Source organism: Sulfurospirillum deleyianum DSM 6946, assembly GCF_000024885.1.
GTDB lineage: Bacteria > Campylobacterota > Campylobacteria > Campylobacterales > Sulfurospirillaceae > Sulfurospirillum > Sulfurospirillum deleyianum.
In genome coordinates this window covers 454,645-467,608 of record NC_013512.1, presented here as the reverse complement: position 1 = coordinate 467,608, position 12,964 = coordinate 454,645, and the positions used below count along the sequence as shown (strand labels likewise).

Here is a 12,964-nt window from a genome sequence, read left to right as displayed (position 1 = left end):
TGCGCGGCGGTAGTTCAGTTGGTTAGAATATCGGCCTGTCACGCCGGGGGTCGCGGGTTCGAGCCCCGTCCGCCGCGCCACGATTTTACAATTTTCCCCTCAGAATTTGTTTGTTTTGTTATAAAACTTTCTGAGCATGACTCGTTAGCTCAGTCGGTAGAGCATCTCCCTTTTAAGGAGGTGGTCGATGGTTCGAATCCATCACGGGTCACCATTGTCCTAAACATACACACTTGTGCGACCCCATCGTCTAGTGGTTAGGACACCGCCCTCTCAAGGCGGGAACGGGGGTTCAAGTCCCCCTGGGGTCGCCATTTTCATCCCTTCTTATCTAAATTCTATTTCCTCTTTGATGAATTCCTTCATTTTCATAAATATCAATCTCTTGCTTATATTCTGGATTGACTTTTTTCAACGTTTCATTCATAAATGCAATCATTTTCGCATCAGTATTCTTATGACTTGCAATCAACAGAATAAAATTCAAATAGACCTTTGCTCGCTTAGGAGTGACACCCTTCTCTTTTTTAGGAAACGGACACTCTTGTGCCACTTTCAAAATTGCAGCACTTAAATCATTTTTTGAAGATGTCCGCTTCGCAGCAATTTCAACCAGTTCTTCTATGGCTATTTTTTGAGCTTCTTCCTCTTTAATCTCTTGAGGTGTTTTTTTTTCAACAATAACAGTTTTTTGAAGATTTATGACAACAATGAAGAGAGAGACAAGAACAATTAAAATAACAGCAACAATGCCAACAATCAAATAATGCTCTTGCATTATACGCCTCGTAATTTTTGCGCTTATTATAGCATACATAAAGAGGGTCACAAATACCCTCTTTAAAGAATCCTTTTACAATGCCTTGCCTATATCTCGTTTTGGATATGCCAAAGCAATAACAGCAGCAACAATCACAATAGTATAATAGACAAATGCAGGAATAGGAACAGGATCACCTGCGGCATATGAGTGCATTCCAGAGAGATAAAAATTCACCCCAAAATAGGTCATAATAATTGCAGAGAACGAAACCGTAGAGGCTACAGCAAAAGCAAAAGGGGTGTTCCACTTAGGAACAAATCGAAAATGCACCACTCCTGCATAAATAAGAATAGAAACCAACGCCCATGTCTCTTTTGGATCCCATCCCCAATAACGTCCCCATGACTCATTGGCCCACACACCACCTAAAAAGTTACCTACGGTTAGAAGGCTCAATCCTAGAATCATTGCCATTTCATTAATACGTGTTGCTTCTACAATATTTCGATCAAACTCTTGATTGTGTTTTGAATTGGTTTTGCTTCGTAACATAAAAAGAATCAATGTGAAAAATCCTAGAAGCGCACATAACCCTAAAAACCCATAACTTGCCGTAATAACTGAAACATGAATATTTAACCAATACGAGTTAAGAACAGGAACCAATGTGGTGATTTGAGGATCCATCCAACTCAAATGCGCAACAAAAAGTGTGATACCCGCTAAAATAGAGGTTAAAGCTAAAGAGACAACAGACTGACGTGAGAAGAAAATACCCGCCAACGCAATCGCCCATGCAATGTAAATCATGGATTCATAACCATTACTCCATGGAGCATGCATCGCAATATACCAACGAAGCCCTAGTCCTCCTGTATGTATTATAAACGCAACCGCATTAATCACCAAAACAATACGAGAGAGCATTTGAATACGTAAAGATGACTTGAGCATTTTTGCAAAAATAAAACAAAGCAATACAAGACCACTGAGTAAATAAACAGGGGTTAAACGCTCAAAAATTTGTGCGTGATTGAAGAAAACTTCCGTATTAACACGCTTTAGACTTGGAGTAATACCTCCGCTATACTGTTCTTGATACGCAGCTAGTTTTTCAACCGCTTTATTTGCCTCTGTCCAATTTCCCTTCTCCAATCCAAGGCTAATTGCTTCAAAATAGCCACCAACAAGCGCTCTAACTTCATCACCCTCTTGCTTTGAAAATCGCATCACCGCATCTTGTGGAGGAAACCAGCGTTTTGCCACATCATTTTGTTTGGGAATCATTCTAAAGATTTCACCTGTATAAACCATATAACAGATATTAACACGCTCATCAACCTTGAGGACATCTTTATCAAACTGATTGCGAAGAACTGGTTTTTTACGATTGGCTTCTTCAGAATATTTAATCAGTTTATACCCACGATCTCCCTCTTTTTCAAAGAAATCATTAAAAGAAGCGTATTTTTGCTTCTCGTCCATACCCAAAATCTTTTTTAATTCAGGATGAAACACTTTGATAAAAGGTATATCTTGCCACTGTGCGGGTGAACTCATCATACTCAGGGCGACTTGATTGGCACTAAGCCCCTCATAGGTTGAACGTGCATAGACTTTATGCATCATCTCCATCGCAATGGTATCAATAGGCTTAAATCTACCATCAGCTCCTTGAACCAATAAATGTCCAAACTGATCTGCATGTTTGGCATCGTAGCGTTTTAAAAAGTGTATATTCTCTTCCAAACTTACCGCATGAAGAGAATTTCCTTGCGACAAAAGTAATCCAAGCGCCACAAACATTATCACTGATTTGGCTTTAACCATATCACGCTGCACCATAGATGCAAGTTTTCTAAAACGACTTTTTACATTGAGAAAATTAAAGAAAAATCCTAAACACAACAAGGTATACCCAAAATAAGTTGGCAATTTTCCAGGGTCATTGTTAACGGATAAGATAGTTCCCTTTTCATCTTTATCGTAAGAGCTTTGAAAAAATCGAAATCCTCGATAATCAAGAACATGATTCATATAAATACGAAACGGCATCTGTACCCCTTTTTCAACATCGACCACTTCTACTTCACTCGCATAAGACATAGGCGACATAGAACCAGGATAGCGCTCTAATTGAAATTCATTGAGTTTAATATGAAAAGGTAAGGTAAAAATCTGAGAACCCCACTCAAACATAAAGGGTACTCCTGCGATAACTTCCCTTACAGGCTCACCCTGAGTTCCTTTCCCCTGACCAAAAAGAGCCACTTCTTTATGCTCTCCCTTAAAAGCGACATCAACAACTATAGCAGATACAATAGCATTTTTATTCATCGGCGTTTTATCGGCAACTACTTTTTCTTTACCTTTTAAACCAATGTATCTTGGCGCAAAATTAATATTTCCAACCGTATAGAGTTGCCCTGTTGTAAAATCGTGCTTTATACTAGCGGCATATTCACCTTTTTCATTCTCTGCCATTTTAAACCATGCAACAGAAGAAGGCGCTGTAAAATAAAATTTTCCATTTTCGAGCGTAAAACGAATCTCCTCTTTTTTACTCTCTTTGGGTGCGGCATTAAAACTAAAAATATATTCTGATGTTTCATAACGCTCACCCTCTTTGAGATTGACACTAAGACTCTCGCCATAACCACTGAGCATCATTGAGATCATAGGCTCTCCCATAGGATCCTCGACCACTTTTTTCGTTGCGTAAGTCAAATACTCTTTAAACGTAACATCAGCCTTATCACCATCCACATCAAATGAGAACGAAAAATTGTTACTTCCGATTTGTGAAATCAATTTGGGATGACTATAACGATAGGTTTTATTCTCTTTTAACGCCGTAGCACTAATAAAAGAATCACTTGACATCACTTTATTTTCTTGCATTCCATTTCTTACATGTAACGATCCTTCAAAGCCAAAGTAACGTGTTACACCTGAACCAATAAGAATAAAAATAAAACTCAAATGAAAAAGAAACGAAGGGAGTTTATCGAGGGTATAAATTTTATATTTCACGATGTTGTACACCAAGATAATACCCAGTGCAACTTGAATTAGCTCAAACCACCATGCGGTATAAATGAGTGCCCAACTGGTTTCTACACCAAAATCATTTTCGACAAACGTTGCAAAACCACTAAAAAAACCAAATAACATCAGTAAAATGATGGCTGATTTAATGGAAAGAATGCGCTTTAGTACCAAATCCATAGAACTCCCTTTTTAGAGAAAAATTGGATTATGTTACCGTGTTAAAGTAAATAGTTTATAAATCATTAAAGTTAGCGTAAACCCCTTAAACAAGAGGCTTACATGTAAATATTTTTGGCTTATCCGCCGAGGTATTTTTTACGAATCGCGTCATCGCCTATCATATCAGAAGCGACACCACTCATCGCAATTTTTCCATTTTCCAAAACATAGGCTTTATCAGAAATTTTAAGCGCTGCAAAAGCATTTTGTTCCACCAAAAGAATCGTAATCCCCTCACTTCTTAAGCGCTGAATAATCTCAAATACCTCTCCGACAATTTTAGGAGCCAAACCCAAACTAGGTTCATCCAGCATTAAAAGCTTAGGCTCACCCATCAAAGCACGAGAAATCGCTAACATCTGTTGCTCGCCACCACTCATGGTTCCTGCAAGTTGATGACGCTTATCTTTAATGCGTGGGAAAAGCCCATACATCGCCTCTTTTAGATGCTCGTAATTTTCATCATTATTAAAAGCACCCATACGAAGATTCTCTTCTACGGTCAGATTAATGAAAATCTTTCGACCTTCAGGCACTAAAGAGAGTCCATGTTGCACTAACGTATGGGTTTTATGATTGCGGGTGTCATACCCTAAAAAATTAATCTCACCTGTCTTTTTGACACTGTTGAGCAATGCCTTAAGCGTAGAGCTTTTACCTGCACCATTTGAGCCAATCAGAGAGACAATTTCCCCTTCCTTCACTTCAAAATCAATCCCTTTTACTGCTTCAATCAGTCCATAATAGACATGCAAATTTTTAACACTAATCATTATGAAAATCTCCTAAATACGCAGCAATTACTTCAGGGTCGCAAATAGCATCAGCGGGTTTTCCCTCAAAAATTGTCTTACCATAATCTAAAACAAGCACTTTATCGCATAACTGATTGACAAATTTCATATCGTGTTCAATGACTAAAACCGTCAAATCAAAATCCACCCGTGCTTTTTTTATCAACTCACCCAACTCCTCTGTTTCAGAAGGATTCATCCCAGCAGCGGGTTCATCTAAGAGTAAAAGCTCTGGATTGGTTGCAAGTGCTCTTGCAATTTCAACTTTTCGTTGTTGTCCATAACTCAAATCCACCGCTTTTTCATGCGCAAAATGACCCATTCCAAAATAATCCAAAATCTCCATAGAACGTGTTTTAATGCGCTTTTCCTCACTGATAAAACGAGGAAAACGAATAATCGACTCTAAAAATCCATAACGTGCTTGAAAATCAAAGCCAATCAAAACATTGTCTAAAACGCTCATGCTGGAAAAAAGCCTGATATTTTGAAACGTTCTTGCAATGCCTTTACGCACAATGTGATGCGGTTTTAGACCATTTAAAACTTCATTGCGAAAAATAACCGAACCCGAACTCGGCTCATAATTGCCTGTAATGATGTTAAACATCGTGGTTTTTCCAGCACCATTAGGTCCGATTAAACCAAAAATCTCTTTAGGAGCCACACCAAAGCTGGTCTCCTTTATCGCACTCACCCCGCCAAAATTTTTAGTGACATTTTCAATTTTTAAAATCATTTGCCACCCTTTTTGCGTGATTTAAAAAGATCTGTGAGTTCTCTTTTACCCATGATTCCTTCACGTGCAAATAGCATAATAAAAATAAGAATTAAAGAAAAAACAACCATTCGCATTCCAGGCATTGCCACTGTTTCATATCCAAAAAGATTCATAGGCTCATCCAAAAAGCGCATCCATTCACTACCACCCATAACCAAAACCGTTCCGATGATTGCACCCGTGGTACTTCCAAGTCCTCCTAAAACAATGATAATTAAGAGTTGAAAGGTAAAGAAAAAGTCAAACAAATCAGGTGAAATGCTGGTTAAAAGTGCTGCCAATAAACCACCACCGATACCTTCAAAAAAAGCACTCGTACAAAAAGCGAATGTTTTAGCTTTAAACGTATTGACACCCATGGCAATAGCTGCATCTTCATCATCACGCACGGCTTTCATCGCACGACCAAATTTTGAATTGATAATATTCAGCACCACAATCACCGAAACAATCGCCAATCCCCCTGTCCAATAGAGATTTGAAAACTCAGGGATATCATTGAGTCCTAAAGAGCCATTGGTCACAGCTGGATGATTAATCGCTAGAATTTTAATAATAAAACCAAATCCTAAAGTGACAATCGCCAAATAATCTCCACGAACTCTAAAAACAGGAAAAGAGAGAACCAGTGCTAAGAGCATTGCGAAAAGACCACTTAAAAGCAATGCCACCACAAAGTTTGACTCTAAGGTCATAATAAACGGATACGGATCTTCAATCGCATACTGATAGCTTTTATTATCCGGAGAAATCAATAACAGTGCTGTCACATATGCACCAATGGCGACAAAACCATTAGGTTCGAGTGAAAACTGACCTGTCACGCCATTAATCAAATTGTAACTTACCGCTAAAATAACAAAAATAGCAATGTTATTTAAAATTCTAATAGTGTACTCATCAAAATGCCCATTGGCAAACCAAATAAACCAAACAAAGCCTAAAACCATCGCACTTTTAAGCACTATATTTTTACTCATGATTGTCTGCATCTTAAAACCTACTCTTTTCAAAATCAATACCCAAAATGCCTGTAGGCTTAAACAATAAAATAAGAATCAAAAAGATAAACGCAAACGCATCTTTATAGCCGCCTAGTTCTGGGAAAAATGCAACCACAACGACTTCTGTAAATCCAATAATAAGACCGCCCAACACGGCACCACCCACACTACCTATGCCTCCAACAACCGCAGCGGCAAAGGCTTTAAGTCCTACAAGAACACCCATCATAGGCTCTACGGAAGGATAATTCACTGCCCAAAAAATACCCCCCACAGCAGCGAGTGCTGAGCCCATTCCAAAAACAAGGGTAATCACACGATTGGCATCAATTCCCATTAAATTTACCGTACCAACATCAAAGGCTAAGGCACGAATTGCCATACCATATTTGGTTTTAAATAAAATCCATAAAATTATTCCAAGTAAAATCGCTGTCAAAAGAGGAACGATAACAGCGGACATTGGCATCATTAAACCAAAAAATTCCACCATCACTTCTAAGTAAGCGGGAACAGGAAATGCACGAGGTACGCCTCCAAAAAAGACGTTAAATGCATTTTCAAGAAAAAAACTCACGCCAATAGCGGTAATTAAAAGCGAGATTTTAGGAGCTTCACGAAGGGGTCTATAAGCAACTCTATCACTTGCCATACCTAAAAGCGCTGCACCTACAATGGCTAAAAGAACTGCTGCTGCAAAAGGAAGTCCTAAAACTTCAATGCCAAAAAATCCTAAAAAACCACCCACCATCATAATATCACCATGGGCAAAATTAATGAGACGCAATACACCATACACCATCGTATAACCAATGGCAATGAGTGCATACATACTGCCAAGGCTGAAGCCATTGACCATTTGTTGCATAAACATTGTTAAATCCAAATAGATTCTCCTAAAAAATTTTAGAGTAATGCCCAAAATAAGGCACTACCCTAAAATCTCTACCTTTACATGTAAAGGTAGAGAAACGTAAGAAAAATTAAGGATTGACGGTTGATTTATACACAGCCTTACCATTGGTAACAACTTTAATAACCGCAGAACGTGTAGAGTTACCTGTTTTATCAAGGTTAATCACGCCTGAAACACCCTCAAAATTAACCGTTGATTTAATAGCGTTATTGATACAAATACTATCCGATGGATTTTCACAACGATTCATTGCATCCACCATAACGTTATACGCATCCGCACCTAAAGCAACAAAAGAGTTCACCTCTTCTTTTCCTGTTTTTTTAGCATACGCCGCAATAAACTCTTTTGATTTCCCAGTTGGAGGCGCACCGTAATCAAAGAAGTCTGTAAACATATGTCCCTCAACAGCGTCCCCACCTAAGTCAATAAAGGTTTGATTGGCAACACCATCGGTTGAAAACATTGGCTTACTTAAACCAATTTGTTTTGCTTGACGTGCAATCATAGAGACCTCAGGATGGTACATTGGTAAGAAAAGAAAATCAGGATTTGCCGCTTTGATTTGAGAAACAACCGCTTTAAAATCTTTATCGCCTGAGCTTACCTTAATCTCTTTAACAATCTTTCCGCCATTTTTTGTGAAAGATTCTTTAAAGGCTTTGGCAAGACCTAAAGAGTAGACTTGTGCTTGGTCAACAACCACAACCGCTGTTTTAAGATTTAAATCTTTCAGCGCATAATTGGCGACGACTTCGCCTTGAAACGAGTCTGTAAAACAGACACGACTTGCAAATTTTTTGTTTTCTGTGAGTTTATCGTTGGTTGCAACAGGTGCAATAACAGGAATACTTTTTTTCTCAGCAATCGCCATAACCTGTGAGGTATTGGTACTGGTAAGCGCTCCTAAAATACCCACAACTTTATCCGAACTAATTAAACGTGTCGTTGCATTAGCCGTCTCAACTTTGTCCCCTTTGTTATCGACCAAAATAAGCTTAATGGTATCGCCATTTTTTAATTTTGGTTGCAATGAATTTGCAAACTCAATGCCTTCATAGGTAGTTTGTCCATAAGCGGCCAATGGTCCACTCATCGCCATAACAACACCCACATTAATCTCTTTCGCATAAGAAAACGTTGCCAAAACGGCAGCAGAGGTAGCAAGTAACGCCAATTTCTTCATGTCAACTCCTTAGTGTAGTTGATGAAAATGGTACTAAAAAGTTACTTAAGATCGAATCTCATAGGAGCGTGGAAGTGTATAAAAAATGAGCAGAAGAGAAAAAACGTGTAAAAAAGAAACCCCGCCCTAAGGCGAGGTTGTTACAAAAGAGAGAATTAGAATTTGTAGTTGACGTTAAGTCTCATAGCATTTTTGCCAGAAGCATCTTTGCTACCATCTTCAAAAATCAATGCAGTATTTAAACCGTTAAGTGCACCCTCAAACGCATAATCTGCTTCAATCGCAGCAAATGCTGCTTCATAATCAGCACTATCAATATCGTTAACGGTATAACTTACACCAACATTGGCATTTTTCATAATGGCATACGTTGCGCCAACTTTGTAGGCTTCAGTATCATTTTCATAGCTACTTGACATAATTGGTGAACCTGTGTAAGCAAGGTCAGCTCCCCCGCCAAGACCTGAAACAACACCCAAGCCATTGGTTTTATCATTGACTTTTGAGTACGCTACATACGCACCAAATGCATCATAACCTAAGCTTAATTTTGTCGCCCATAAATTATTTGCATCATATGTTGTGTCATTGCCACCAAAATCATTGTCATAGTACTGTGCTGCTAAACCATAACTAAAGCTACCTGCTTTACCTTTATAATCAGCCTCAGCGTATGCAATGCTCAATCTATCCATAATATCTTTTAAATCGTTAGCTTGTACGTAAGCTGCTGTTAAAGTCAGACCTGTGATTGATTTGTTAATTGCTGCTACTGTAAATGCACCATCTTCAATTTCAGGATGTAAGTCATTTGCAACACCTGAACCTGTACCAAATTCTCTTTTGAATTTGCCAATGTTACCATCACCATCTGTTCTATCTTGGAACTTTTGAACATAACCAGCGATTAATGTTGTATCTGGAAGGTCAGTATTGATAATTGCAGCACCTTCGAACGATTGTTTTGTCATACGAGAACCACTTGATGCAACCAATGGTGTATCAAGATACATACGACCAACAAGCGCTGTTGTTTTGCCTAGAGTATATGAAAGGTATGCCTCTGAAAGCACCGCACCTGAACCGTGCATATCACCATAATTATCTCTTCCATCTTGATTAATAAACGGAGAAGAAGAAGATTGGAATGTTCCTTTAAACGCAAAACCGTATAATTTTGCAGTCTCATAACTAAGGTCTAAACCTGTTGTAAAAATTTCAGCTGTAGTATTGCCTGTATCTTTTGTCCAGTAATACCCTTGAACAGCACCATTTACTTTACCATTTTTAAATGCGTCCGCCAAAGTGTCCGCCGCAAAAGAACTGGATGCAAGTCCAGCAACCATCATAGCCGCCAAGCTAAGTTTAGCTAATTTCATATTTTCTCCTTAAAAATGTGTTACCGTTTGGTTACAAAAAGAAGTATACAAAAAAATTGACTAAAGTCAAATAAACGCAGTGGTGAAAAAATAGTCTTTGATTAGAATCAGGGGTAACTTTTTTACATGTAAACATCTTTTCGATGTGCCACTTTAGAAATAAGCATGAGATTTTCTTCGTGGTAAAAAATAACTCTATAATCACCTATTCTCAGTCTATATGCTCCATCAAAAGGTGTTTTGAGTTTTTTGATTTTGGTCAAAACAGGATTTGATGCAAAAGATTCTATGCCATCGAGTATCAAAGAGGCTATCTCTTTGTCTAACTTTTTGAGTTGTTTAAGCACCTTTGGGTCATAAACAATTTCATAAGCCAAGTTCAATCCTTATATCGTGATGTGAAAGAGGTTTTAATGTTCCCATTTTATACTCTTGCACCGTTTTACTGATAGATTGCACGTCAAAGTACTCTTGTAAAGCTTCACGAATCACTTGAGCTTTTTTCTTTCCACTCTCAAGCGCAACCAGACCCAATTCATCAATAAGATTTTCTTCCAAAGTTATCGTTATTTTTTTAGTCATTTTACTATCCTTATGCCAAATTACCATATTATACCATACTTTTAGAAGGTGCTAAAAGTATGTTCTCATCTTTCCAGAGTGTAAGTAATTTTCACGACGGTTACCCTTTCATGATTAATAGACTTCGCTTCTATGTGCAATACGCACCAGTGTAATCAACACCAAATCATTCTCTTTAAGGTAAATAATGCGGTAATTCCCCGCTCTTTTTCGAAATTTACCTTTGTATTTACCTTTGAGTGCTTTATCGTTTGAAAAATTGCCTTCTTCTAACTCTTTAATTTTTTCAAATATGTGTAATTGATTTATTTTGTCAATATTTTCAAGTTCTTTTAGCACAATGTTTGGAACAATAATCTGATACACTTAACGAAGTCCTAAGCGTTTTGCAGTCTCTTCTAAGGTAAAAACTTCCATGTGACCACTTTTAATTTCATCGATGCGTTTATCGGAAATCATCTCATCTAAAGTATCGAAATAACCTCCCACCGCTTTTTCAATAATATACGTACGTGTTCTATCTAACTCTTTTGCATAAGCATCTATTTCATGGATGAGGTTTTCATCCAAACGAATGTTAATGGCTTTTTTCATTGTAGTGCCTTGTAGTGTAATGTATCTGCAATTATAGCATACTATGGTGCAAAAAGAGAGAGCAGTTTTAACTTCAATAGTGACTAAAAGTGTAAAGTAAAGCCCTGACCCCTATTTTGGGAAATAAAAAAAGAGAGTGGCGAGTGCCACCCTCTAAGATGTAAACATTGTACAAATTAGAATTTGTAGTTTGCCAAAAATCTTAACTCATCAGTGTCATCTTTGCTAGCACCATCTGTATCTTTCTCTTGAGTCTCATATTGAAGAGCTAAAGAAAGACCCTTAAGCGCTGCTACGTCATAAGTAACTGCCGCAGCATATGAAGTTAATTCTGTATCAGCAGTTCTTAGTGTTCCTGTTTTCTCTTGTTCAATTTTACCGTATTGCGCTAAAACACCAAGACCTGTAGCACCTAATTTACTAAAATCATAGGTTGCAGTAAAAAGATACGCATCTGTGTTTAATTTAGCTGTTTCTGCACTTGCACGGATGAGTGTACCTGTATAAGAAGATGGTCCATTACCCATACCAAGAATAACGTTATCATTACTATCAGTTGTTGTTGCTGCAAATGATGCACCAAAACCTGCAAGATCTTTAATAGATACACGCGCACCGAACATATCACCTTCAAGATTCTTAGCATCTAACCCAGTGTCAGTGCGTGAACCTCTGTAGTTTGCATCAAAACCTAGTTTAAAGCCTGCAACTGGAAGAACATAGTTTGCCTCTGTGTAGTATACATCAGCATCAGCAATTGCGGTAGGGGATGCTTCAACATCTTTAAACACTCCATATTGTGCTGTTAAGGTTAAACCTGTAATTGATTTATTGATAATTGCTGCGGTATAAGCACCATCAAAATCAGCTACATCAAAACCGTTAAATACTGCTCTTTTTTCAAATGTTGGAGCATCACCATCACCATTATCAGAAACAACACTTGTTCTACCTTGAAATTTATTGACATAACCAGCGATTAATGTTGTTTGAGGAATATCAGTATTGACAACAGTCACACCTTCAAATGACTCTTTAAAAATACGTGAACCAGAACCATTTACTAATGGAGTAGAAATGTACTGGCGACCAATTTTTGCATTGGTTTTGCCAATTTTATATCCTAAGTATGCTTCAGAGAGCACTGCACCGCTTGTATGCATTTCTTTATCAAATCTTGCTTTTGCATCATCTTCAATCCATGGTTGTGACGCACCTTGAAATGTCGCACCTGCATAGAAGCCATACAAGCTATCAGTTACATAATTAAGCTCAAGACCTAATGCAAGTACATTAGCATATTCATCATCTGCAGTTTTAGTTTCAGTTTCAACTGTTTTGTCAAAATACCATGCTTTGATCTCACCTTTTACTTTTCCGTTTTTGAATGCGTCAGCCAATGTATCTGCCGCAAAAGAGCTAGATGCAAGACCTGCAACTACCATAGCCGCCAAGCTAAGTTTAGCTAATTTCATATTGTCTCCTTGAATTTTTTAAAGGCATGGAAAGTCTATCACAAAATTTTCTAAATTACAATAAATCCTTCAGGAAAAAGCCTCTTTGAAATCATTTTGTAACGATTTTTTCAAGATTCAAGCGTAACACACTTAGTTTACATGTAAAAGAATAGATGACGATGTTTTTAATTTTAAAAAGTGATGCGCTATAAACAATGGAGATACTTCCAAACTCTTT

General features: G+C 37.8%; 13 protein-coding genes and 3 tRNA genes. 3 read left to right on the top strand and 13 right to left on the bottom strand.

Going from position 1 to position 12,964, the window contains the following annotated elements; genetic code table 11:
• Positions 1 to 3: 3 nt before the first annotated feature.
• The 3 genes from SDEL_RS02475 (at position 4) to SDEL_RS02465 (ending at position 314) form a co-directional block, all read left to right on the top strand.
• Positions 4 to 80, top strand: a tRNA-Asp gene (locus SDEL_RS02475).
• A 58-nt stretch (positions 81 to 138) separates the two neighbouring features.
• A tRNA-Lys gene (locus SDEL_RS02470) sits at positions 139 to 214 on the top strand.
• Positions 215 to 239: 25 nt separating this feature from the next.
• Positions 240 to 314 (top strand) — tRNA-Glu (locus tag SDEL_RS02465).
• 17 nt (positions 315 to 331) lie between these two features.
• Here the strand turns inward: SDEL_RS02465 and SDEL_RS02460 are convergent.
• The 13 genes from SDEL_RS02460 to SDEL_RS02400 all read right to left on the bottom strand — a co-directional run bounded on the left by SDEL_RS02460 (position 332) and on the right by SDEL_RS02400 (position 12,744).
• Positions 332 to 778: a hypothetical protein gene (locus SDEL_RS02460; protein WP_012856284.1), complete on the bottom strand. Its 447-nt coding sequence runs from the start codon at positions 776 to 778 to the stop codon at positions 332 to 334.
• Between the two features lie 75 nt (positions 779 to 853).
• Entirely contained in the window at positions 854 to 3,991 is a 3,138-nt protein-coding gene (locus SDEL_RS02455; protein ID WP_012856283.1) for a cytochrome c biogenesis protein, read from the bottom strand.
• Between the two features lie 119 nt (positions 3,992 to 4,110).
• A complete protein-coding gene (locus SDEL_RS02450; RefSeq protein ID WP_012856282.1) occupies positions 4,111 to 4,806 on the bottom strand; it encodes an ABC transporter ATP-binding protein in 696 nt (231 codons plus the stop codon).
• Entirely contained in the window at positions 4,799 to 5,566 is a 768-nt protein-coding gene (locus SDEL_RS02445) for an ABC transporter ATP-binding protein (protein ID WP_012856281.1), read from the bottom strand. The genes SDEL_RS02450 and SDEL_RS02445 overlap by 8 nt, the downstream gene beginning before the upstream one ends.
• Positions 5,563 to 6,591 (bottom strand): branched-chain amino acid ABC transporter permease, encoded by a 1,029-nt coding sequence (locus tag SDEL_RS02440; protein ID WP_425352955.1) that lies wholly within the window; start codon positions 6,589 to 6,591, stop codon positions 5,563 to 5,565. The genes SDEL_RS02445 and SDEL_RS02440 overlap by 4 nt, the downstream gene beginning before the upstream one ends.
• A gap of 10 nt (positions 6,592 to 6,601) precedes the next feature.
• Positions 6,602 to 7,498, bottom strand: coding sequence for a branched-chain amino acid ABC transporter permease (locus SDEL_RS02435; RefSeq protein ID WP_223295830.1), 897 nt, complete (start codon positions 7,496 to 7,498; stop codon positions 6,602 to 6,604).
• Between the two features lie 97 nt (positions 7,499 to 7,595).
• The gene (locus SDEL_RS02430) at positions 7,596 to 8,714 is read right to left on the bottom strand and encodes an ABC transporter substrate-binding protein (RefSeq protein ID WP_012856278.1); all 1,119 of its coding nucleotides are present in this window, start codon (positions 8,712 to 8,714) and stop codon (positions 7,596 to 7,598) included.
• A gap of 155 nt (positions 8,715 to 8,869) precedes the next feature.
• On the bottom strand, positions 8,870 to 10,093 hold the full coding sequence (locus SDEL_RS02425) for an OprD family outer membrane porin (protein ID WP_012856277.1): 1,224 nt from the start codon (positions 10,091 to 10,093) through the stop codon (positions 8,870 to 8,872).
• A 122-nt stretch (positions 10,094 to 10,215) separates the two neighbouring features.
• A complete protein-coding gene (locus tag SDEL_RS02420; RefSeq protein ID WP_012856276.1) occupies positions 10,216 to 10,470 on the bottom strand; it encodes a type II toxin-antitoxin system RelE family toxin in 255 nt (84 codons plus the stop codon).
• Positions 10,460 to 10,675 carry a ribbon-helix-helix domain-containing protein gene (locus tag SDEL_RS02415; protein ID WP_012856275.1) on the bottom strand — a complete coding sequence of 72 codons (216 nt, stop codon included), beginning with the start codon at positions 10,673 to 10,675 and terminating at the stop codon, positions 10,460 to 10,462. Before SDEL_RS02415 ends, SDEL_RS02420 begins: the two co-directional genes overlap by 11 nt.
• A gap of 114 nt (positions 10,676 to 10,789) precedes the next feature.
• Entirely contained in the window at positions 10,790 to 11,041 is a 252-nt protein-coding gene (locus SDEL_RS02410; RefSeq protein ID WP_012856274.1) for a type II toxin-antitoxin system RelE family toxin, read from the bottom strand.
• Positions 11,042 to 11,269, bottom strand: a complete 228-nt coding sequence (locus tag SDEL_RS02405; RefSeq protein ID WP_012856273.1) for a ribbon-helix-helix protein, CopG family — start codon at positions 11,267 to 11,269, stop codon at positions 11,042 to 11,044.
• A 176-nt stretch (positions 11,270 to 11,445) separates the two neighbouring features.
• The gene (locus tag SDEL_RS02400) at positions 11,446 to 12,744 is read right to left on the bottom strand and encodes an OprD family outer membrane porin (RefSeq protein WP_012856272.1); all 1,299 of its coding nucleotides are present in this window, start codon (positions 12,742 to 12,744) and stop codon (positions 11,446 to 11,448) included.
• Positions 12,745 to 12,964 lie beyond the last annotated feature (220 nt).

What these genes read in the sequence shown, in the direction of transcription:
- SDEL_RS02405 (WP_012856273.1), bottom strand. Translation starts at nt 11,269, where the DNA reads ATGAAAAAAGCCATTAACATTCGTTTGGATGAAAACCTCATCCATGAA.
- SDEL_RS02450 (WP_012856282.1), bottom strand. Translation starts at nt 4,806, where the DNA reads ATGATTAGTGTTAAAAATTTGCATGTCTATTATGGACTGATTGAAGCA.
- SDEL_RS02430 (WP_012856278.1), bottom strand. Translation starts at nt 8,714, where the DNA reads ATGAAGAAATTGGCGTTACTTGCTACCTCTGCTGCCGTTTTGGCAACG.
- SDEL_RS02460 (WP_012856284.1), bottom strand. Translation starts at nt 778, where the DNA reads ATGCAAGAGCATTATTTGATTGTTGGCATTGTTGCTGTTATTTTAATT.
- SDEL_RS02400 (WP_012856272.1), bottom strand. Translation starts at nt 12,744, where the DNA reads ATGAAATTAGCTAAACTTAGCTTGGCGGCTATGGTAGTTGCAGGTCTT.
- SDEL_RS02445 (WP_012856281.1), bottom strand. Translation starts at nt 5,566, where the DNA reads ATGATTTTAAAAATTGAAAATGTCACTAAAAATTTTGGCGGGGTGAGT.
- SDEL_RS02455 (WP_012856283.1), bottom strand. Translation starts at nt 3,991, where the DNA reads ATGGATTTGGTACTAAAGCGCATTCTTTCCATTAAATCAGCCATCATT.
- SDEL_RS02415 (WP_012856275.1), bottom strand. Translation starts at nt 10,675, where the DNA reads ATGACTAAAAAAATAACGATAACTTTGGAAGAAAATCTTATTGATGAA.
- SDEL_RS02425 (WP_012856277.1), bottom strand. Translation starts at nt 10,093, where the DNA reads ATGAAATTAGCTAAACTTAGCTTGGCGGCTATGATGGTTGCTGGACTT.